Here is a 21121-nt window from a genome sequence, read left to right on the forward strand (position 1 = left end):
CACGCTGAGCTTTTCGAAGCGCCGCACCGGGCTTCGACGGGCTCAGCCTGAACGGGCAGGGAGCAATGGAGGAAGCCTGATCGCTCAGTCGCCGCCAGCACGGCGCAGCGCGCTCAACCGGTCGGCAATCAGGTCGATGTCGAGCCCGTCCTCGGCATGGGCCAGGTAGGCCTCCAGATCGGCCACTGCGTCGGGGGTGTTGCCCCGCTCGGCATGGGCCAGCCCCCGGTCGCGCCGCTCGCCCCAGGCCTCGGGCAGCAGCACGATCAGCCGGTCGAGCACGGCAATCAGGCGCTGCCAGTCCTGCTGGGTGCGGTGCACTTCCTTCAGGTTGCGCAGCATGCGCGCAATGATGTCGCGCGGCGTGGCGGCCTGCAGGTACAGGCCCAGCGGCACGTCGTAGTCGTCCACCAGACCGTTGCGGCGCTTGTAAGGCTCCAGCCGCTCGGCCAGCTCCTCGCGGCTCAATGACTGGCCCGAGATCGGGTCCAGCACCACCTGGCCCTTGGGCAGCAGCACCTTGACCATGAAATGCCCGGGGAACGCAATGCCCCGCGCATGCAACCCCAGGCCCTGGGCCAGCTCCATCCACAACACGGCCAGGCTGATGGGAATGCCCCGGCGCGTGCGCAGCACGGCATTCAGGTAGCTGTTTTCGGGGTCGTAGTAGTTGTTGATGTTGCCGCCAAAGCCCAGGTCGGCAAAAAAGAACTGGTTGAGCGTGCGCAGGCGCTGCAGGGCGGGGGCATCAGCCGGCAGGCGGCGCTGGATGCGCGCAAGCAGCTGGTCCATGTCGCCCAGCAGTTGCTGCACGTCGAATTCGGGGTATTCGTCCTGGGCCAGGCTGGCGGCGGCCTCCAGCAGCGGAAAGTGCTCATCGCTGCGCACCAGCGATGCAAAGTACTCCAGCGAGGTGGGCACGGAATAGCTCAGGGACATGGTGAATTTTTAAGCGTCACACCGGTGAGCGTCAATCGACAGAAAACCCGTCTTGACAGGGCATTTGTGGCCTTTGGGTCAATATGCCACGGGGCTTCAGCGCCGCAGCATCTGGCGCAGCTTGAGGCCCGCCGCCCAGAGCGCGCCAAAGTACAGCACGGCGGCGGCCACCATCAGCGCGGCCAGCAGGCCGATGCGCTGCCAGGATTTGCCCCGCATCTCCACCCAGTCGAAATGCTGCGCGCCCCACACCAGCAGCACGGCCAGCAAGGCGCTCGCGGCAATCACCTGCAAGGCAAACTTGCCCCAGCCCGGCAGGGGCTTGTAGCTGCCGCGCCGCAACAGGCCCACCAGCAGCCAGGTGGCGTTGATGATGGCGCCGATGCCGATGGTCAGCGTCAAGGCCGCATGCTGCAGGTAGGGCACCAGCACCAGGTTCATCAGCTGCGTGAGCACCAGCACCGCCACGGCAATCAGCATGGGGGTGCGCATGTCGTGTTTGGCGTAAAAGCCCGGCGCCAGCACCTTGATGGCCACGATGCCGACCAACCCCGCCCCGTAGCCCGTGAGCGCCAGCGTGGTCTTGCGCACGTCCTCGTCACCAAAGGCGCCGTAGTGGTAGAGCACCGCCACCAACGGCTGCGAAAACACCAGCAGGGCCACCATGCAGGGCACCGACAGCAGCACGACCAGGCGCAGCCCCCAGTCCAGCATGGCCGAGTAACGCTCGTCGTCCTGCTTGGCGCGGGCGCTGGCCAGTTGCGGCATCAGCACCACGCCCAGCGCCACGCCCAGCAGGGCGGTGGGCAGCTCCATCAGGCGGTCGGCATAGGTGATCCAGCTCACGCTGCCCGTGGCCAGATGCGAAGCGATCTGGGTGTTGATGAGCAGCGATATCTGCGCCACGCTCACGCCCAGCAGCGCGGGCAGCATCAGGCGCGCCACCTTGCGGGTGGTGGGGTCAGCCCAGGCCGCGCGGATGGCCGCCCAGCGCACGCCGATGCGCGGCAGCAGCCCCAGGCGCAGCAGCGCGGGCACCTGGATGGCCAGTTGCAGCAGGCCGCCCAGCATCACGCCCGCCGCCTGGGCATAGATGGGCTCAATGCCATGGCGCGCAAACAGTGGCGCGCCCAGCGTGATGGACACAATCAGCGCGATGTTGAGCAGCACCGGCGAGGCGGCAGGCACCGCAAACTTCTTCCAGGTGTTGAGGATGCCCCCGGCCAGCGCGACCAGCGACATGAAGCCGATGTAGGGGAACATCCAGCGCGTCATGGTGACGGCGGCGTCAAACCCCTGGGGCTGGAGCCCGCTGGCCATGGCCCAAACCATCCACGGCGCGCCCAGCACCCCGGCAATGCACAGCAGCACCAGGGTCCAGGCCAGCAGCGTGCCCACATGGTCGATGAGCGCCCGGGCGCCGTCATCGCCTTCTTGCGCGCGGGTGGCGGCCAGCACCGGCACAAAGGCCTGGCTGAAGGCCCCCTCGCCCAGCACGCGGCGGAACAGGTTGGGAATGCGGAACGCCACGTTGAAGGCGTCCGTCATGGCGCTGACCCCGAAGACGGAGGCCATGAGCAACTCGCGCACCAGCCCGGTGATGCGGGAGGCGAGGGTCAGCAGGGAGACGGTGGAGGCGGCTTTGAATAACGACACCGCAAGAAGTGTAGCCCTGGATGCTCGCCGCCCCCAGGGACACCCCTGGCGGCACGGCGCAAGCCGGCCCCACAGGCGCCCTGGCGATGGCACCGTGCCGGTTGCTGGCAGGGCAGTGGTAAAAATTCCTCTCTGGGCTATAATCGCGGGCTTTGCTGGCAACATCCACAGACCCAAGGAATATTCATCATGGCATCCGCTAAACCAAAAAAGAAGAACCCCCGCCTCGCTTCGGGCCGTAAGCGCGTCCGTCAGGACGTCAAGATCAACGCCGCAAACACCTCGCTGCGTTCCAAATACCGTACCGCTGTCAAGAACGTCGAAAAGGCTGTTCTGGCTGGCGACAAGACCAAGGCGACCGAACTGTTCGCCAAGATGCAAGCCGTAGTGGACACCGTGGCCGACAAGGGCATCTTCCACAAGAACAAGGCTGCTCGCGACAAGAGCCGTCTGTCTGCCAAGGTGAAAGCCCTGGCACCCGCAGCCGCTTAATTCATTCACCGCCTGCCCCGGCAGGCAAACAGCCCGAACGGCCCCGCCGTTCGCCGTTTGTAACGGGTGCGCTGCCAGCAAAAAAACGAACAAACCGCCTTCGGGCGGTTTTTTCGTTTCCGTGCCTGAAACGGCAGGCTTTACCTTAAATTATTCGAAAAGCATAATTATTGGAATTTCATAAAAACCAATAAACCATGACCTTCCGCCGCACCGCCCTCGCCGAGCAGATGGCCCAGCAGCTGCTCAGGCCCTCGTTCCTGGACACCTCGCTGCGCTCCGGCCTGTTCCTTTCGGGCCAGCGGCGCGTGGGCAAGACCACCTTCCTGGCCACCGACCTGATCCCTGCCCTGGAGGCGCTGGGCGCCATCGTGGTCTATGTGGACCTGTGGAGCCAACCGCAGGCCAACCCGGCCGATCTGGTGCACGAGGCCATCCGCAAGACGCTCAAAGAGCTGCAGCTGCCCGGCTCAAGCATCCTGAAGCGGCTCAAGGAAGTCACCAACCTCGAAGCGGGCGCAGCGGGCTTCAAGTTTGGCTTCAAGCTCGCCGATGTGGGCAAAGACGACGGCGTGAGCCTGGCCCAGGCGTTCCAGGAGCTGATCGACCAAGCCCGGACGGATGTGGTGCTCATCGTGGACGAGGTGCAGCACGCGCTGGGCAGTGCCGATGGCGACCACCTGCTGCACGCGCTGAAGGCGGCGCGCGACGCCATCAACACCCGCCCGGGCACGCCGGGGCATTTCCTCTTCATCGGCACCGGCTCACACCGTGCGCGCGTGCAGGAACTCACGCTCAAGGGCAACCAGGCCTTCAACGGCGCGGTGACCAACGAATTCCCCGTGCTGGGGCGGGACTTCATCGACTACGTGCTGGCGCAGGTCGGCCCCCAGCTGGGCGCCATGCTGCCTTCGGCGGAAGTCACCGAGGCGGCCTTTCGCAGCATGGGCAGCCGGCCCGAGGAGCTGATGAAGGCCCTCAACGTACTGCGCAGCCTGCCGCCGGACGCCCTGCCCGACGAACACCTGCCCACCATCGCACAGTCGTTGGGCGCTGCAGCGGCGGATGTGGAACTGCAGAAGGTGGAAGCCATGGGCCCGCTGGCCGAAGCCGTGTTCTCGCGCATCTGCAGCATTGGCGGCGATGTGAAGGGCGTGTTCACCGGCGAGGCGCTCAAGGCCTATGCGAAGCAGATCGGCCGCGAAGTCACGGCCCAGGAGGTGCAAGGCATCATCGGCACGATGACCTCGGCCAACCTGCTCATGCGCGTGAAACACGGACACTACGGCGTGACGGATCCGTTTGTGGAAAAAGCCTGGATGAACCGGCTGCAGGCCGACCAGTTGCTGCGTGCGAGCCCCACTGGCGATGCACCCCGGCTGGGTGCAGAAAAAGGAAACTGAGCGCCTCAGCCCTTGGCGGGGGGCGGATCGGGCAGCAGGCAGGCCTCGGCTACCTGCAGGTTGTTGTCACGCGCAAAGTTGATGACAAAGTCCCAGGCCATGGGCTCGTGCCCCTGCAGATCACGGTGCACCACCACACACTTGATGCCATTGAGCGTGGTGGGAATGCACCAAGGCGAATAGCTCAGGTGACTGCCGGGCCGGGCTCCACCAGGGCGAAAGCTGCTCATCACCCCGGCCAGCCGTTCGGCCCAGTCGCTGGGCCGAAAGGTTTTCCCGTCATGGGTGATGCCCTGAATGAAGACTTCTTTGGAGGAGGGGGAAACCATCGGGGATTGGAGTGGTAGTGAGCGCGCCAGATACAGGATCACTGCATGCTGCACCGCAGCGCGTATTCTAACTCTTATATAAGAGCTGCCCCTCTAATCCCTATGCCGGGCTCCAGCAAGCGGGCAAAAGTCGGGTAGTGCGCAGCATTGCAGTAATGCGCAATCGTCAACAGAAGATCACAGTGCGCGCCCTAGAATCGTGCTTCGTTTTTTGCCACCGTACCGTCTGGAGATTCCCGCATGACCGCTTTCATCGAAGCCGCTTCGCCCCACGTGATGAACACCTACGGCCGCGTGCCGATCGCACTGGAGCGTGGACAAGGCAGCCGCGTGTGGGATGTGAACGGCAAGGAATACCTGGACGGCCTGGGCGGCATCGCCGTGAACACGCTGGGCCACAACCACCCCAAGCTCGTGCCCGCACTGCAGGACCAGATCGCCAAGCTGATCCACACCTCCAACTACTATCACGTGCCCGGCCAGGAGCAGCTGGCCGCCAAGCTGGTGGAGCTGTCGGGCATGCAGAACGTGTTCTTCTGCAACTCGGGCCTGGAAGCCAATGAGGCGGCCCTGAAGATCGCCCGCAAGTTCGGCGTGGACAAGGGCATCGCCAAGCCCGAGATCGTGGTCTATGAGAAGGCCTTCCATGGCCGCTCCATTGCCACCATGTCTGCCACCGGCAACCCCAAGATCCACAGCGGCTTTGGCCCGCTGGTCGAGGGCTTTGTGCGCGTGCCGATGAACGACATCGAGGCCATCAAGCAAGCGACCGAGGGCAACCCCAACGTGGTCGCTGTGTTCTTCGAGACCATCCAGGGCGAAGGCGGCATCAACGCCATGCGCATCGAATACCTGCAACAGCTGCGCAAGCTGTGCGACGAGCGCGGCTGGCTCATGATGATTGACGAGGTGCAGTGCGGCATGGGCCGCACCGGCAAGTGGTTTGCCCACCAGTGGGCGGGCATCGTGCCCGACGTGATGCCCCTGGCCAAGGGCCTGGGTTCGGGCGTGCCGATTGGCGCGGTGGTGGCGGGCCCCAAGGCAGCCAGCGTGCTACAGCCCGGCAACCATGGCACCACCTTCGGCGGCAACCCGCTGGCCATGCGCGCCGGGGTCGAAACCATCCGCATCATGGAAGAAGACGGCCTGCTGCACAATGCGACCCAGGTGGGCAACCACCTGCGCGCGGCACTGGCGCGCGAGCTGGGCAGCCTGCCGGGCGTCAAGGAGATCCGGGGCCAGGGCCTGATGCTGGGCATCGAGCTGAACAAGCCCTGCGGCGCCCTGATCGGCCGCGCGGCCGAAGCGGGCCTGTTGCTGTCGGTCACGGCCGACAGCGTGATCCGCCTAGTGCCTCCGCTGATCCTGACCACGGCCGAGGCCGACGAGATCGTCGCCAAGCTGACCCCGCTGGTCAAAGCCATCCTGGCTGAATGAAGCAAAGCAAGATTGTCATGACGACGCTGAAACATTACCTGCAGTTCACCGACCTTACCGCCGACGAATACGCCTACCTGTTCGAGCGCGCCGCGCTCATCAAGAAGAAGTTCAAGGCCTACGAAAAGCACCACCCGCTGGTGGACCGCACGCTGGCCATGATCTTCGAGAAAGCCAGCACCCGCACGCGCGTGAGCTTCGAGGCCGGCATGTACCAGCTGGGCGGCAGCGTGGTGCACCTGACCACCGGCGACAGCCAGCTGGGCCGCGCCGAGCCGATTGAGGACAGCGCCAAGGTCATCAGCCGCATGACCGACCTGGTGATGATCCGCACCTACGAGCAAAGCAAGATCGAGCGTTTTGCCGCCAACTCGCGTGTGCCCGTGATCAACGGCCTGACCAACGAGTACCACCCCTGCCAAATCCTGGCGGACATCTTCACCTACATCGAGCACCGTGGCTCGATCCAGGGCAAGACGGTGGCCTGGGTGGGCGACGGCAACAACATGGCCAACACCTGGGTGCAGGCAGCATCGCTGCTGGGCTTCAAGGTGCATGTGAGCACGCCCCGTGGCTATGAAATTGATGAAAAATTGGCCGCTGGCGCGCACGGAATCAGCGCTGACAGCTATCAATTCTTTAGCAACCCCATGGAAGCCTGCCGGGGCGCTGACTTGGTCACCACCGACGTGTGGACCAGCATGGGCTACGAAGCCGAGAACGAAGCGCGCAAGAAAGCCTTTGCCGACTGGTGCGTGGACACCGAAATGATGGCCGCCGCCCAGCCCGACGCCCTCTTCATGCACTGCCTGCCCGCGCACCGGGGCGAAGAGGTCGAGGCCGATGTGATCGACGGGCCGCAGTCGGTGGTGTGGGACGAGGCAGAAAACAGGATGCACGTGCAGAAGGCCCTGATGGAGTACCTGCTGCTGGGCAAACTGGCCTAAAAGCCCCCATGCCCTGGCGCCGCCAGCCCGCCCACAGCGCCGAATTGCTGGCGCACTGGCAGGCCCTGGGCCAAGCGCTTGGGCGCGACACCCCCACCTGGCGCGCCGAGGGCCGGCGCCTGCTGCGCAGCTGGGCCCGCTGGCCCCGCGCCTACCACGACACCACCCACCTGCGTGCCTGCCTACGGCACCTGCAGGCGGTGCAGGACCACCAGCCCGGCGCGCTCCACAACCCCCATGCCGTGGCGCTGGCCCTGTGGTACCACGATGCCATCTACTGGCCGTGGAGTGGGCAGAACGAGGCACGCAGCGCCGACTGGGCCCGCGAGTTCCTCCTGAACCAAGGGCTGCCCACCACGCTGGCCGAAGCCGTGCACCAGCATGTGATGGACACCCGCCACACCCCGGGCCCGCTCACGGGCGATGCGCTGTGGGTGGTGGACATCGACCTGGCCATCCTCGGCCAAAGCGACGCGGTGTACCGCCAGTTCGAGCGCAACGTGCGGCGCGAATACTTCTTTGTGCGCTGGCCCCGTTATGTGGCGGGGCGCAGCGCGGTGCTGCAAGGGTTTCTTGAGCGCCCGCACATCTACGGCACGGGCTACTTTGCGCAGCGCTATGAGGCGCAGGCGCGCGCCAATCTCCAGCAGGCCTTGCGTGCGCTGGGAGAAGGCAGGCTCTACACGTAACCGGCTGCCAAGGCACAGTTTTATTGAAGAAAATGGCCTTCGCCGCGCATCCCAAAAGCGTAAGTAGCTATTAAATGAATAGCAAACTTACGCCATGGGCCTGCGCGGGGCAGGCATGGCAACCGGTTTTGCGGCGCCCGCCTCGGGTGGCGCCGCGCAACTGCCGCAGCTGCTGCACCCACCATCGCCCCCGCCGCAGCCCGGCGACTGTGCCAGCCCCGGGTGGACCTTACCCAACCCCTGACGCCAGCGGGCGGGCAGATAACGCCAGAGCACATAGAGCGCAGCGGCAAGGACGATCAGACCAACGATCAGTTTCTGGGCCATAAGCACCCTTCCCCTCAGCCCCCGCCCAGCGCCAGCGCCACGCGGTAGGTCACAAAGCTGGCGGCATAGGCCATGGCAAACAGGTACCCCACCATGAGCAGCGGGTAGCGCCAGCCATTGGTCTCACGCCGCACGGCGGCGATGGTGGAGATGCACTGCGGCGCAAACACATACCAGGCCATCAGCGACAGCGCAGTGGCCAGCGACCATGAGCCCGCAATCATCGACCCCAGCTGGCTAGCGGCATCCTCACCCGTGGCAGACAGCGCGTACACCGTGCCCAGCGCACTCACCGCGACCTCGCGCGCCGCCATGCCGGGCACCAGCGCAATGGCAATCTGCCAGTTGAAACCGATCGGCGCGACGATGACCTCCAACAAGCGACCCAGTTGGCCTGCCAGGCTGTAGGTGATGGCGGGCTGCGTAGCGCCTTCTGGCGCGCCGGGGTAGGTGGACAGGAACCACAACAACACGGTGACGGCCAGGATGATGCCGCCCACCCGCTTGATGAAAATCACCGCCCGCTCGTACAGCCCGTAGGCCAGGCCCCGCACGCTGGGCCAGCGGTACGCGGGCAGCTCCATCATCAGCGGCGTGGCGCGCGTATCGCTGCGGGCCAGCTTGGCCACCGCCGCCACGGCCATGGCGCTGGCAATGCCCGCCACATACAGCGCAAACAGAACGACGCCCTGCAGGTTGAACACCCCCGCCACCGTGCGCTCGGGGATGAAGGCCGCAATCAGCAACGCATACACCGGCAGGCGCGCCGAGCAGGTCATGAGCGGGGCGATCATGATGGTCACCAGCCGGTCGCGCCAGTGGGTGATGGAGCGCGTCGCCATCACGCCCGGCACGGTGCACGCAAAGCTCGACAGCAGCGGGATGAACGAGCGGCCCGACAGGCCCACCGTGCCCATCACGCGGTCCAGCAAGAACGCCGCACGCGGCAGGTAGCCCGAGTCCTCCAGCGCCAGGATGAACAGGAACAGAAACAGGATTTGCGGCAAAAAGACCAGCACCCCACCCGCACCCGCCAGCACCCCGTCGGTCAGCAGGCTGCGCAAGGGGCCATCGGCCATGTGGCTGTTGACGAGGGCTGCCAGCCAGCCCACGCCATCTTCGATCCACGACTTGGGCAATTCAGCCCAGCTGAACACCGCCTGGAACATCAAAAACAGCGTGGCGGCCAGGATCAGCAGGCCCCACACAGGGTGCAGCACCACCGCGTCGATCCGGTCATCGGCACGCAGGCTGACCTCAGGCACACGCACGGCCAGGTCCAGAATGCGCCGCACCTCCTGGTGCGTGCGGATGACATCGTTCTGCGCTTCGAGGTCGCTCGCGTCCAGCCGCGCCGCAGCATCGGGCGCCACCACCGGGCGCTGCAGCTGCTGCAGGCTCACACCGTCCAGCCACTGCACCAGCTCCTGGGCGCCGTTGCCGCGCACACCCACGGTGGCCAGCACCGGCATGCCCAACACGCGCGACAGCACCTCGCGGTCGATGGCAATGCCCTGGCGCTCGGCCACGTCCATCATGTTGAGCACCAGCACCATGGGCAGGCCCAGGGCGCGGGCCTCCAGCACCAGGCGCAGGTTCAGGCGCAGGTGGGTGGCGTCGGTCACGCACACCAGCAGGTCGGGCACAGGCTCACCCGCGCGACGCCCTCGCACGATGTCGCGGGTAATGGCCTCGTCCGCGCTGTGCGCGTGCAGGCTGTAGGCGCCCGGCAGGTCCAGCACACGCACCCGGCGGCCCGCAGCGGTCTGCAGCAGCCCCTCCTTGCGCTCCACCGTCACGCCCGCATAGTTGGCCACCTTCTGGCGCGCGCCGGTGAGCAGGTTGAACAGCGCGGTCTTGCCGCAGTTGGGGTTGCCCAGTAGCGCCACGCGCAGGGGGGCATCAGACGGGGGCAGAGACGCTGCCGTGGGTGCGTTCACGTTCATGCCGCATCCTCCAGCGCGAGCCCGGCGGCATCCAGCCGCTGCACCAACACCATGGACGCCTCTGGCCTGCGCAGCGCAAAAGTGACCTGCCCCACACGCACCGCGATGGGGTCGCCCCCCACCCCACCGCGCGCCACCACGCGCACGGTTTCACCGGGCAGAAAACCGATTTCCAGCAGGCGCAACAACACACTGTGCTCTTGCGCATCGCGGGCGGGCAGCAACCCGGTCACCAGCGCCTGGGCGCGCAGGGGCAGCGTGTCCAGGCCGGTGGATGCCGAGCGCCCGGCGCGCTCATGCAGCAGCGCAGCCGCGCCATGGTCCATGGCTTTCATGGGGAAATGCCTTGTTGTGAATGATATTGATTCTCAATTTTATCAATATCGCCATCCCACTGCCAGGGCAAGGCTGCAGAGTCTGATCCAGAGCAAACTCAGCCTACGGCGCTGTGCGCCGCCCGTCCGCTTCACATGAGACTGGCGCGGGCGCCGGTCTGGGTGTGAGTGCAGAATTCGGCCAGGGGCAGAAACTGACACACTCGTCTAGGAGAAGGCATGGAGCGTTGGGAGATCGTGGAGCGCAGAGTTCTCGTAGTGATAGGCATTGCCTTGATTGCGCTCGCTGTCTGGCTGGCAACAGATACGGAGCGCGTGCTCTTCGCAGTACTGTTGGCCCCCATCATCTTCTGGATTTTTTGGCAGGCATTTTTTGAGGGCAAGCGAGGCTCCACCGAGCCTGCCTCTGGCGCTGAGCGCCTGCTCTACGGGACGTACCTCTGGGTGAGGCGCCTAGTTCTTGGCGGCTGTGCACTGTTACTGCTGGTGCTTGCCATCGTGGCATTCAAGATGTCACAGGACCTCACGACGATTCTTCTCATCGCCGGGCTTTCCATGTTTGTCGGCTGGGTTGCCATCTTTGGCGCCGGGGAGGAGAAATCAATATCTGACGACCTCCGCATCCACCGTGAACGTCGAAAGCGCTATCGAAAGCCCTGATTTCGGCTTGAGGTCTTGAGCCGCCGGTGGGCATTGGTCCTCAAAGCAGCGAATGATTTAAAACGCGGCTTGATCGCCGTCTGAAACCTCTTGGAGTACCCGGCCTCTGGCCGCTTGCAAGCTATATTTTCCCCTGATAGTTCTTGCTTGGTTCCTGGATGTGAAACCCAATCTATTTTCAAACCTATGCAATCAGCCACTCGGGAAGAATCACCCTCCAGAATATCCCGCAAGGTCTAGTTTGCCTCACAGGTTTTAGCGGTCCTATCAACGTTGAATTGCAGAGATGTCTCGACCTCCTCCTCAAATATCACCGGCGCAGAAAAAGCATCTTGCGAACCTCTCACGAGCACAATTGAATGAACGAGCCGCAAGTCGCAAACTTGAGGCAATGTCTCAAGAGTTGGATCGGAGTTTCGCCGAGGCAAAGGAGGGACTCGACAAAAATGCGGATGCGCTTCGCAAACATTACGCTTGGTCCAACCGATGCGGGCTCTGGCTCGCTCGAGTAGCACTTCTTCCAATGCTTGCTTTAGCAGTTGGAATGTTTGTTGTCGTGATCCTTGGCCTTTGGGACGGCGAAATCAAGGAGCTTCAGAAAAACAGCAATCTCTATGTGAATCGGACTGGAAATCCGATTGCATATTGGGCGTCCGTCATCTATCACAGCGCCCTCGCTTCGTTCATTTCCTGGATCACTGTAGTTGTATTTCGGGCTGCACGAATAGGCCGAAACAATGCAAGTTAGCGGGTGGCCAACGTTGAGCGTCAGCTTTGAGCATGCCCACTGATTGTTCCTGGCCGAGCACAAAAGTCTAGCCTCGGAATTCAGATTGCCCCCCAGCGAAGCCCAGCGCTGCGACATGAGTTGCAACTCCATTTCAACAGCGCATCCCGAGCCATCCCGATTCCAATTCAGAACGCCCACGCCCCCAGCTGGTAGTAATCAAACCCGCTGGTGCGCCCGCCCAGGCACCGGGCGAGGAAGTCTTCGGTCTTGCGGTACATGGTGAGGTTGTTGGGCCAGCGCTGGTTGCCATGGCCGTCACCTTTGAAGGTGACGTAATCGACTTCTTTGCCCGCCTTGCGCAGGGCTGCCACCATCCATTCGGACTGCTCCAGCTTCACGCGCGGGTCGTTCACGCCGTGCATGATGAGGATGGGCTTTTGTGCATGTTCAGCCCGGTACAGGGGCGACTTCGCATCCATGCGCGCGCGGTCCTCGGGCACGGAGGGGTTGCCCACGTAGCGGTGCCACCAGGGCAGGCCCAGCTCCCAATACGGCGGGGCGGCCTCCAGCAGGCGCGCGATGTCGGTCACGCCCACAATGTCCACCGCACAGGCAAACACCTCGGGTGTGAAGGTGGCGCCCACCAGGGCCGAGTAACCGCCGTAGCTCGCGCCATAGATCGCTACGCGCTCAGGGTCGGCCACGCCGCGCCGCACTGCCCAGCGCACGCCGTCCACCAGGTCGTCGTGCATGCGGCCTGCGAACTCGCCCCGGGCCTTTTCCATGTGGTTGCGGCCATAGCCGCTGGAGCCCCGGTAGTTGACCTGCAGCACCGCATAGCCCCGGTTGGCCAGAAACTGTCGCATGGTGCCCTCGCCCCAGCGGTCGCGCGCCCAGGGCCCGCCGTGCACCAGCAGCACCAGGGGGAGCGACCGGGGCTGCTGCACGCCTGCAGGCAGCGTGAGGTAGCCATGGATGGGCAGGCCGTCCCGCGCGGTGTAGGTGATGGGCTCGGAGGGCACCAGCGCATGGGCGATCATGCTCAAGCGACTTTCTCCCAGGAACTGCGGCTCGTGCCCATCGCGCAGCAGATAGGTGCGCGCGCCCCGCTCGGTAGCCACGGCCACGGTGAGCACGCGGTCGGACTGGTCGGTGCTGATCACCCGCACATCCGCAGGCTGGTCCCCCGCCAGGGCCGCCAGCCGGGCGGCCAGCGCAGCATCGAACACTTGGCGCGCCGGATAGCCCGGCATGGAATAGGCCACCAGCGGCTCGCGGGTGCGGCGGCTCAGGGTCACGTTGTCCAGGTCCACATCGGGGGATGCGTAAAACAGCTCTTCGGCCCCCGTGGCCAGGTCCAGCCGCACCAGTGCCGCCTTGTCACGCCCCCGGTTGGACAACGCCCAGGCCTTGCTTCCGCCGCCATGCAGGCCAAAGATGATCAGCGTGTCCCAGCGGCTGCGTTCTGCCACCGTCACCCAGCTGCCCGGCTCGGTGCCCGGCCGCTCCAGCAGCACCCGCTCGCCCTGGAGTTGCGCCCGGGCGCGCAGCTGGCCCGTGGCATCCACGCCCCACCAGTTCACGTTGCCAGGGTTGGTGGCCAGCAGCACGGGCGCGCCACCCGCCGGGTTCACGCGGTACAGGTCAAACACCTTCTTGTCGCGCTGATTCGAGGTGATGATGAAGTCCGAGGAGCCCTCCACCACGTCCATCAGGCGCGCCACCGATTTGTGCGCCGGCACCAGCTCGCGCAATGTGGTGTCGGGCCCGCCCACCAGGCCCACCTGGATGCGCGTGTTCTCGTCACCAGTCGGGTCGTCGGTGATGGCCAGCCAGCGGCTGTCGGCACTGAACCGGATGGTGCGCGCACGGATGCGGAACGCCTTGGCATCGCTGCCGTCCATGGAGCGCACCCAGATCGCAGGCACCACGCCATCGACGCCAAACCAGGCAATGCGCTGCCCGTCGGGGGACACTTGGTAGCCCCCGGTGGCCTGCCGACTGGTCACAAAGTCGCGCACCGGGATCAACTCGGGCAACTGCCCGCCGACCAGCGATGGGTGCGTGGGCCCGGAGGCACAGCCCGCCAGGGCCAGCAGTGCGGCCAGCGCTGCACCGCCCCACCATAGCCGCACGGTATTCGTGTGGTTTGTCGTCAGATACGCCATACGCCCTCTCCCTGTGTTCCTGTGTTGAGCCGCCGGATATAGCCATTGTGCAAAGCCTTGCCTTAAGCCCAGCCAAAGGCACCTGCGGCAGCACCACGCAACAGCCACCGCACCCGCCACAATCCCACCCCATGCACATCCTGCTCATCGAAGACGACCTGGACCTGGGCCGCGCGCTGCAGTCCGCGCTGAAGGTGGAGGGACTAACCAGCGAGTGGCTGCGCCGCGCGGTGGATGCGCCCGCCACTGTGGATGCCACCACGGTGGACTGCGTGCTGCTGGACCTGACGCTGCCCGACGGCAGCGGGTTTGACCTGCTGGCGCGCTGGCGCAACCAGGCGGGCCAGGGCGGGCAGGTGCCCATCATCGTGATCACCGCGCGCTCTGCCGTGGAAGACCGGCTGGCCGGGCTGGATGGCGGGGCGGACGACTTCGTGATCAAACCCTTTGCCACAGCCGAGCTGATGTCGCGCATCCGCGCCGTGCTGCGCCGCAGCGCCCGGCAGGCCAGCGAGCGCTGGGTGTTGGGCGAGCTGCTGGTGATCGAGCCCCGCCGCCACCGGGTGCTGCGCGGCGGCGAGGCGCTGGACCTGTCCCCGCGTGAATTCCAGCTGCTGCTGGAGCTGGCGCGCGAGCCCGGCGCCGTGGTGCCCAAGGGTGTGCTGGCGCAGCGGCTGGACCCGCTGGGCGAGCCCCTGGACTTTGGTGCGCTGGAGGTCCATGTGTCCAACCTGCGCCGCAAGATCGGGCCGGAACTGATCCGCACCGTGCGCGGCGTGGGCTACCTGCTGCAGGCATGACCACGATGGTGAAACACACGTTGCGCAGCACATGGGTCTGGCTGGCCGAGCCCACGCTGATGCGCCGCAGCGTGGCCTCGGTGCTGGTGGCGTTTGTGGTGGTGTGGGCAGTGCTGCTGGGCTACAACTTCGTCAACTACAAACACACCATCACCCGGGACCCGGGCCTGATGAAATACGGCGATGCGGTGCTGGACTCGCTGGCCCAGGTTACCGATCCTGCACACGCCGCCACGGCCGTGGCGGCCACCGACCACTGGACCAACATCCGCCGCCGCCAGGTGGGCCTTCTGCCCGGGGTGCAGATGCACGAGCTGCTGGACGCGGCATCGGGCCAGCGCGTGTTTGCATCGCCGGGGCTGCAGAACGTGGCCTTGCCGCCCGCCGCGCCCCGCGCCGAGCCATATATCCAGGAAGCCGCCCTGCAGGGCCGGTCGTTCCGCATCTACACCGGCGGCCATGCGCGCTGGGTGCTGCGGGTGTTCGAGACCAAGCGCACCGACTCCAACTTCCTGCAGTACAACGGCCGCGCCTTGCTGCCCTACCTGCTGCTGGCGTCGCCCTTTGTGCTGCTGGCGGTGTGGCTGTCGGTACGCCATGGCCTGCGGCCGCTGCAGCAACTGGCCAGCCGCATTGCGCAGCGCGGGCAGGACGACCTGCAATCGGTGGGCTTCAACGCCCGCCACCGCGAACTCAAGCCGCTGGAGCAGTCGCTGGACCACCTCTTCGCCCAGTTGCGGCACAAGGTGGAACGCGAGCGTGCCTTTGTGCAGGACGCTGCGCACGAGATCCGCACGCCGCTGGCCGTGATCACCGCCCAGGCCCATGTGATGGCCCGCTCGCCCAGCCAAGAAGAACGCACGCAGGCCCAGGCCCACCTGGAGCAGGCCATCGCCCGCACCTCGCACCTGGCGCAGCAGCTGCTGGACCTGGCAGCGCTGGACGATGCGCAACGCCCCGCACCGCGCGACCTGGACGTGGCGCAATGGCTGCGCGGCGCGCTGGCGCAGGCTGCGCCGCAGGCCATCGCGCGGCAGATCGAGCTGTCGCTGGACGCGCCCGACACCTTGCCCGCCCGGCTCGACCAACCTGCGTTCGAATCCATCGCCCACAACCTCATCGACAACGCGCTGCGCTATACGCCCCACGGCGGCAACGTGGCGGTGGCGCTGCGGCGCGAGGGCGCGACGCTGCAGCTGTCGGTGCAGGACGACGGGCCGGGCATCCCGGCCAGCGAACACCAGCGGGTGTTCGAGCGCTTTTACCGGGGCGTGGGCCACGCTGCCAACGGCTCGGGCCTGGGCCTGGCCATCGTGCGGCAGGCGGTGCTCCGCATGGGCGGGCAGGTGCAGATGGGCGCGGGGCTGGGCGGCCGGGGCGTGGGCTTTTTCGTGGACATTCCGCTACCACACCGCGCCTGAAGGCACCGGGGCAGCAGCCCTCCAGCAGCCCAGCTACTGCCGCATCAAAATAGTTTAGGCCTCAACAAAAAATCGCCTAGGTGTTGGAAATAACCGACACCACGGGTTTTTCGGGACATGCAAACTTTGTCCCATGCCAACGCCCTCTTCCCCCACCGCCCGCCAGCTTTGGGACATCTCGCCGCCCGTGCATGCGGGCAGCCCCGTGTTCCCCGGCGACACGGCCTACAGCCAGCAGTGGTGCGCCACCATCGGCCCCGGCTGCCCGGTCAATGTGAGTGCGATCACGATGTCGCCCCATGTGGGCGCCCACGCTGATGCACCGCTGCACTACGACGCGCAGGGCGCCACCATTGGTGACGTGTCGCTCGACGCGTTTCTGGGCCCCTGCCGCGTGATCCACGCCATCGGCTGCGGCCCGCTCATCACCTGGGAGCACATTGCCCACGCGGTGAACGGCACCCTGCCGCAGCGCGTGCTGGTGCGCACCTACGAACACATGCCCGTGGACCGCTGGGACGGCCAGCTGGCCGCCTACGCGCCCGACACCATCGAGCGCCTGGCCGACCTGGGCGTGCTGCTGGTGGGCATCGACACCGCCAGCATCGATCCAGCCGACAGCAAGACGCTGGACAGCCACCAGGTCATCCGCGGCCGGGGCCTGCGCGTGCTCGAAAACCTGGTGCTCGACGCAGTGCCAGAGGGCGACTACGAACTCATCGCCCTGCCGCTCAAGCTGACCACGGCCGACGCGTCGCCCGTGCGCGCCGTGCTGCGGGCGCTGTAGCCCGAAAAAATCCAAGATTTTTCGGCCTCCACCGCGCGTCCATCATGCGCTAGCAGCTATCAAAACAGAAGCAAACCACTCTGAACACCATGACCACCACCTTGCAAGATTGCCGCGCGCTCGACGCGCAAGACCCCATCGCGCCGCTGCGCGCACACTTCGCCCTGCCCCCGGGCGTGATCTACCTCGACGGCAATTCGCTGGGCGTGGCACCCAAGGCCGCTGCTGCGCGTGTGGCCGATGTGGTCACGCTCGAATGGGGCACGGACCTCATCAAATCGTGGAACACCGCCAGCTGGTTCGACCTGCCCCAGCGCCTGGGCAACCAGCTCGCCCCGCTGATCGGCGCGGGCCAGGATGAAGTGGTGTGCACCGACAGCACCTCCATTAACCTCTACAAGGTGATGAGCGCGGCGCTCAACATCGCCCGCGAAGACAGCCCCACCCGCAAGCGCATCGTGAGCGAGCGCAGCAACTTCCCCACCGACCTCTACATTGCCGAAGGCCTGTGCAAGGAACGCGGGCTGGAGCTGGTGCTGGTGGAGCCTGAAGAGATAAACGCTGCGCTGACCAGCGACGTGGCCGTGCTGATGCTCACGCACGTGAACTACCGCACCGGTGCCATGCACGACATGGCCGCCATCACCGCTGCGGCGCACGCCCTGGGCATTCTGTGCGTGTGGGACCTGGCTCACAGCGCAGGCGCGGTGCCGGTGGACTTGAACGGCGCAGGCGCGGATTTCTCGATTGGCTGCGGCTACAAATATTTGAACGGCGGCCCCGGTGCACCAGCCTTTGTGTGGGCCAACCCGCGCCACGCCAACCGCTTCTGGCAGCCGCTCTCGGGTTGGTGGGGCCACGCTGCACCCTTTGCTTTCACGCCCGACTACGAGCCCGCGCCGGGCATCACGCGCTACCTGTGTGGCACGCAGCCCATCATCAGCCTGTCGGCCCTGCAATGCGGGCTGGATGTGTTCACCGCCGCACAAAGCCTGGGCGGCATGGGCGCGCTGCGCGCCAAGTCGCTGGCGCTCACCGACCTGTTCATCCAGCTGGTGGAAGAACGCTGCGCAGGCCACGGCCTGGGCCTGGCCACGCCGCGTGACCATGCCCAGCGCGGCTCGCAGGTGTGCCTGACGCGCGACGAAGGCGCGGGCGTGAACGGCCAGGGCAGCGGTGCCTACGCCATCGTGCAGGCACTGATTGCGCGCGGTGTGATCGGCGACTTCCGCAAGGGCGACGGCGGCACGGGCCGCCACAAGGACATCCTGCGCTTTGGCTTCACACCGCTGTACCTGGGCTTTGAAGACGTGTGGAATGCCGTGGAGCACCTGCGCCAGGTGCTGGAGAGTGGCGAGTGGCGCAAGCCTGAGTTCAACCAGACCCATGCAGTGACCTGATCATGTGCCCCTTCTCCCACTCCAACACACCGGCCGACGCCAACCCGGGCGACAAGGCAGCGTCTGCACTGCCCGAATCCATCGTGCACGAAGAGCGCGCCCAGCTCGACTTCAGCAAGTCCATGAGCTACGGCGACTACCTGCAGCTCGACGCCATCCTCACCGCACAAAAGCCGCTGTCGCCCGCACACGACGAGATGCTGTTCATCGTGCAGCACCAGACCAGCGAGCTGTGGATGAAGCTCATGCTGCACGAGCTGCGCGCGACCATCGACCGCATTGCCAACCCCGACACGGGCACCCGCGCCGAGGCCTTCAAGATGCTGGCCCGCGTGAGCCGCATCATGGAGCAGTTGGTGAGCGCATGGAGCGTGCTGGCCACCATGACACCGCCCGAGTACACGGCCATGCGCCCGTACCTGGCCAGCTCCAGCGGCTTTCAGAGCTACCAGTACCGCGCCATCGAGTTCTCGCTGGGCAACAAGAACGCCGCGATGCTCAAGCCGCATGAGCACCGCCCCGACCTGCTGGCCCAGGTGCGGTCGGCGTACGAGACGCCCTCGCTGTACGACGTGTCGCTGCAATTGCTGGCCAAGGAAGGCCTGCACATTCCGGCAAGCCACCTGGAGCGCGACTGGACGCAGCCGTACACGGAAAGCGAAGCGGTCAAAGAGGCCTGGTTGGCGGTGTACCGCGACCCGCAGAAGTACTGGGACCTGTACCAGCTCGGCGAAAAGCTCACCGACATCGAGGACGCTTTCCGCCTCTGGCGCTTCCGCCACGTGACCACGGTGGAGCGCGTGATCGGCTTCAAGCGCGGCACGGGCGGCACGGGCGGGGTGAGCTACCTGCGCAAGATGCTGGACGTGGTGCTGTTCCCTGAAATCTGGAAACTGCGCACCGATCTGTAAGCACAACGGCGCGCCGCAAAAAAACAGGCCTGTTCACCACCCCGGTGAACAGGCCTTTTAACTGCTGCCTGCGCATGACAAAGTGAACCGCTCCGATGCGAATCCCCATTGATGCCACAGGACGCCAAAAAAACAATCTCCCAGCAGTTGCAGGGCAGCGAGCAGGCGATGCATGACCGCTCAAGGGCAACCAGCTGCACATGTGTGCCATGGCAGAAAGGGACTTTGAAGCGCCCCCGATTTAGACTCCCACAGAAGTTGCAAGGTCTGGTGGAAGCTTGACAGCGGTGTGACGCTGCGCCGGAGCTTCAATCGAGGCGGTGCACATCGCCGTTGTGGGGTGAAGCGCTTTCGTGGAACAGGTCTTCGAGGAACTGCGCCAGCTCCTGCTCTTGCACAAAATCGGGGATCACAAAACCTGCGCGCGTGCGCTTGCCATCTGCACCCACACGGTAGGCTTGCCACAACGCGCCTTCGCGGCGCACTTCGACGATGCGGCCGAACACGTTGAAGCGGGGGTGCATGGTCACGGTGCCACCGATGCGATCAGATCCACTTCCACCGTCGCGTTCTTGGGCAGCTGCAGCACACCCACCGAGGTGCGCGTGTGCGCTCCGGCGGGGCCCAGCACGGTGAACAGCAAGTCGGACGCGCCATCGGCCACCTCGCTTTGCTGCGTGAAGCCGGGCGCCGACTGCACATACACCGTGATGCGCAGAATGGACTGCACGGCATCGAGCGAGCCCAGCGACCGCTGCAGCAGTGCCAGCGCGCGCATCGCGCACACCCTGGCGGCCTTTTGTGCATCGGCCAGCGAAGCCCCGGCACCGGCCGCGCCGGTGACAACCACAGTGTCGCCCACGCGCGGGATCTGCCCGCTCAGGTAGATGTGGTGACCATCGCGCACCAGCGGCACGTAGTTGCCGCCGATCTTGATTTCTCCATCGAAGCTGTAGCCCAGGGCCTGGGCCTGTTCCTTGAAACGTTGGTCGCGTGACATGGTGAATGTGGGGTCTCGAAAAATGAAAAGAAAAAGGGCGGTGCCACTTTGACCCCGCCCCGGCGTCATGCCCCGAAAGGCAGGATCAGCGCATGGTGGCGCTCGGCGTCCATGCCTTTGCGCTGTTCCAGCGCCAGCGCGTGGCGCGATGTGGGCAGCAGATAGGCCAGGGGCCGGCGGTCCGGGGCCATGTCCAGGCGCACGGCCAGGCCCTGCGTGGCGCGGTAGCCCTTGAGCTGGTTGGCGACGGTGCCCTGGATGACCGGCGGCGTACCGCCGCTTTCCTCGAAGAAGACGAGGTAGTCGTCGTGCTGCGCCTGCGTCACCTCGACCCAGACGCCCCAGCCGAAGTAGTCGTCGCGGTAGGTGAAGGGCACGGGCAGCACGCAGCGGATGAACCAGCGCTTGCCGTCGAGCGTGCAGAAGTCCTGGTTGTAGCGGGCGTGGCGGTAGCGGTCCAGGTAGCTGAGTTCGAACACGGCATCCGGCAGGCCGCAGCCGATGTCGGTGGCCAGCTCGTCATGCCACTCGCCGCAGCTGTTGCACCGAAAGCCGGGGCGCTTGGTGGCCTTGCGGGGTTTGGCGGGTGGAGCCGTTGTGCGTGCGGTGGTCTTGCGGGCAGTGGTCACGGGCATGGCAGAAGGGTTTGCGATTTTTGTGAACCGCAATTTAACAGGCGCACCAGGCATGCCATGCGAGGGGATCGACATCCGGCCATGGCGGTGCTTGCACTGCACATCGATC

Annotated in this window: 21 protein-coding genes; 12 read left to right on the forward strand and 9 right to left on the reverse strand. The window is 65.5% G+C overall.

All coding sequences use genetic code 11. From position 1 onward, the window contains the following. Positions 1 to 84: 84 nt before the first annotated feature. Together ACSQ3O_RS21140 and murJ are read right to left on the reverse strand one after the other, a co-directional pair. Positions 85 to 939, reverse strand: a complete 855-nt coding sequence (locus ACSQ3O_RS21140) for a SirB1 family protein (RefSeq protein ID WP_436140371.1) — start codon at positions 937 to 939, stop codon at positions 85 to 87. 96 nt (positions 940 to 1035) lie between these two features. Continuing rightward, entirely contained in the window at positions 1036 to 2595 is a 1560-nt protein-coding gene (gene murJ / locus ACSQ3O_RS21145; protein ID WP_436140372.1) for a murein biosynthesis integral membrane protein MurJ, read from the reverse strand. A gap of 189 nt (positions 2596 to 2784) precedes the next feature. Between murJ and rpsT the strand changes: the two genes are divergently transcribed. Further along, positions 2785 to 3087, forward strand: coding sequence for a 30S ribosomal protein S20 (gene rpsT / locus ACSQ3O_RS21150; protein WP_015015385.1), 303 nt, complete (start codon positions 2785 to 2787; stop codon positions 3085 to 3087). 197 nt (positions 3088 to 3284) lie between these two features. Beyond that, complete coding sequence (locus ACSQ3O_RS21155; protein ID WP_436140373.1) at positions 3285 to 4490, forward strand: AAA family ATPase; 1206 nt, start codon at positions 3285 to 3287, stop codon at positions 4488 to 4490. Between the two features lie 5 nt (positions 4491 to 4495). Here the strand turns inward: ACSQ3O_RS21155 and ACSQ3O_RS21160 are convergent, their stop codons facing one another. Then, positions 4496 to 4819: a DUF3579 domain-containing protein gene (locus ACSQ3O_RS21160; RefSeq protein ID WP_137745329.1), complete on the reverse strand. Its 324-nt coding sequence runs from the start codon at positions 4817 to 4819 to the stop codon at positions 4496 to 4498. 240 nt (positions 4820 to 5059) lie between these two features. On the opposite strand from ACSQ3O_RS21160, the gene ACSQ3O_RS21165 reads away from it, so the two are divergent. Genes ACSQ3O_RS21165 through ACSQ3O_RS21175 form a run of 3 tightly spaced genes read left to right on the forward strand, consistent with a single transcriptional unit; the run spans position 5060 to position 7892 of the window. Next, positions 5060 to 6256: an aspartate aminotransferase family protein gene (locus ACSQ3O_RS21165; RefSeq protein ID WP_137745330.1), complete on the forward strand. Its 1197-nt coding sequence runs from the start codon at positions 5060 to 5062 to the stop codon at positions 6254 to 6256. A 17-nt stretch (positions 6257 to 6273) separates the two neighbouring features. After that, on the forward strand, positions 6274 to 7203 hold the full coding sequence (gene argF, locus ACSQ3O_RS21170) for an ornithine carbamoyltransferase (RefSeq protein ID WP_436140374.1): 930 nt from the start codon (positions 6274 to 6276) through the stop codon (positions 7201 to 7203). An 8-nt stretch (positions 7204 to 7211) separates the two neighbouring features. Then, positions 7212 to 7892: an HD domain-containing protein gene (locus tag ACSQ3O_RS21175; protein WP_436140375.1), complete on the forward strand. Its 681-nt coding sequence runs from the start codon at positions 7212 to 7214 to the stop codon at positions 7890 to 7892. 341 nt (positions 7893 to 8233) lie between these two features. On the opposite strand, the gene feoB is transcribed toward ACSQ3O_RS21175, so the two are convergent. Further along, the gene (feoB, locus tag ACSQ3O_RS21180; RefSeq protein WP_436140376.1) at positions 8234 to 10165 is read right to left on the reverse strand and encodes a ferrous iron transporter B; all 1932 of its coding nucleotides are present in this window, start codon (positions 10163 to 10165) and stop codon (positions 8234 to 8236) included. Continuing rightward, a complete protein-coding gene (locus ACSQ3O_RS21185) occupies positions 10162 to 10491 on the reverse strand; it encodes a FeoA family protein (RefSeq protein ID WP_436141160.1) in 330 nt (109 codons plus the stop codon). The genes feoB and ACSQ3O_RS21185 overlap by 4 nt, the downstream gene beginning before the upstream one ends. Positions 10492 to 10719: 228 nt before the next feature. On the opposite strand from ACSQ3O_RS21185, the gene ACSQ3O_RS21190 reads away from it, so the two are divergent. Next, positions 10720 to 11160 carry a hypothetical protein gene (locus tag ACSQ3O_RS21190; RefSeq protein WP_436140377.1) on the forward strand — a complete coding sequence of 147 codons (441 nt, stop codon included), beginning with the start codon at positions 10720 to 10722 and terminating at the stop codon, positions 11158 to 11160. Between the two features lie 286 nt (positions 11161 to 11446). Continuing rightward, positions 11447 to 11908 (forward strand): hypothetical protein, encoded by a 462-nt coding sequence (locus tag ACSQ3O_RS21195; RefSeq protein ID WP_436140378.1) that lies wholly within the window; start codon positions 11447 to 11449, stop codon positions 11906 to 11908. A 167-nt stretch (positions 11909 to 12075) separates the two neighbouring features. Here the strand turns inward: ACSQ3O_RS21195 and ACSQ3O_RS21200 are convergent, their stop codons facing one another. Beyond that, a complete protein-coding gene (locus ACSQ3O_RS21200; protein ID WP_436140379.1) occupies positions 12076 to 14058 on the reverse strand; it encodes an alpha/beta fold hydrolase in 1983 nt (660 codons plus the stop codon). 131 nt (positions 14059 to 14189) lie between these two features. Here ACSQ3O_RS21200 and ACSQ3O_RS21205 point away from each other — a divergent pair, with 131 nt between their 5' ends. From ACSQ3O_RS21205 to kynA, 5 genes are all read left to right on the forward strand, one after another. After that, on the forward strand, positions 14190 to 14858 hold the full coding sequence (locus ACSQ3O_RS21205; RefSeq protein ID WP_436140380.1) for a response regulator: 669 nt from the start codon (positions 14190 to 14192) through the stop codon (positions 14856 to 14858). Beyond that, positions 14855 to 16279, forward strand: coding sequence for a sensor histidine kinase (locus tag ACSQ3O_RS21210; RefSeq protein ID WP_436140381.1), 1425 nt, complete (start codon positions 14855 to 14857; stop codon positions 16277 to 16279). The genes ACSQ3O_RS21205 and ACSQ3O_RS21210 overlap by 4 nt, the downstream gene beginning before the upstream one ends. A 133-nt stretch (positions 16280 to 16412) precedes the next feature. Next, on the forward strand, positions 16413 to 17066 hold the full coding sequence (kynB, locus tag ACSQ3O_RS21215) for an arylformamidase (protein ID WP_436140382.1): 654 nt from the start codon (positions 16413 to 16415) through the stop codon (positions 17064 to 17066). A gap of 89 nt (positions 17067 to 17155) precedes the next feature. Further along, positions 17156 to 18466: a kynureninase gene (gene kynU, locus ACSQ3O_RS21220; RefSeq protein WP_436140383.1), complete on the forward strand. Its 1311-nt coding sequence runs from the start codon at positions 17156 to 17158 to the stop codon at positions 18464 to 18466. 2 nt (positions 18467 to 18468) lie between these two features. After that, the gene (kynA, locus tag ACSQ3O_RS21225; protein WP_137745342.1) at positions 18469 to 19377 is read left to right on the forward strand and encodes a tryptophan 2,3-dioxygenase; all 909 of its coding nucleotides are present in this window, start codon (positions 18469 to 18471) and stop codon (positions 19375 to 19377) included. A gap of 308 nt (positions 19378 to 19685) precedes the next feature. Here the strand turns inward: kynA and ACSQ3O_RS21230 are convergent, their stop codons facing one another. The 3 genes from ACSQ3O_RS21230 to ACSQ3O_RS21240 all read right to left on the reverse strand — a co-directional run bounded on the left by ACSQ3O_RS21230 (position 19686) and on the right by ACSQ3O_RS21240 (position 21012). Then, on the reverse strand, positions 19686 to 19901 hold the full coding sequence (locus ACSQ3O_RS21230; RefSeq protein ID WP_436141161.1) for a DUF7661 family protein: 216 nt from the start codon (positions 19899 to 19901) through the stop codon (positions 19686 to 19688). A 2-nt stretch (positions 19902 to 19903) separates the two neighbouring features. Next, a complete protein-coding gene (locus ACSQ3O_RS21235; RefSeq protein ID WP_137749135.1) occupies positions 19904 to 20377 on the reverse strand; it encodes a RidA family protein in 474 nt (157 codons plus the stop codon). 65 nt (positions 20378 to 20442) lie between these two features. Continuing rightward, positions 20443 to 21012 (reverse strand): DUF2199 domain-containing protein, encoded by a 570-nt coding sequence (locus tag ACSQ3O_RS21240; RefSeq protein ID WP_436140384.1) that lies wholly within the window; start codon positions 21010 to 21012, stop codon positions 20443 to 20445. Positions 21013 to 21121: the final 109 nt, after the last annotated feature.

This window comes from Acidovorax sp. LjRoot74, assembly GCF_964254355.1.
GTDB lineage: Bacteria > Pseudomonadota > Gammaproteobacteria > Burkholderiales > Burkholderiaceae_C > Acidovorax.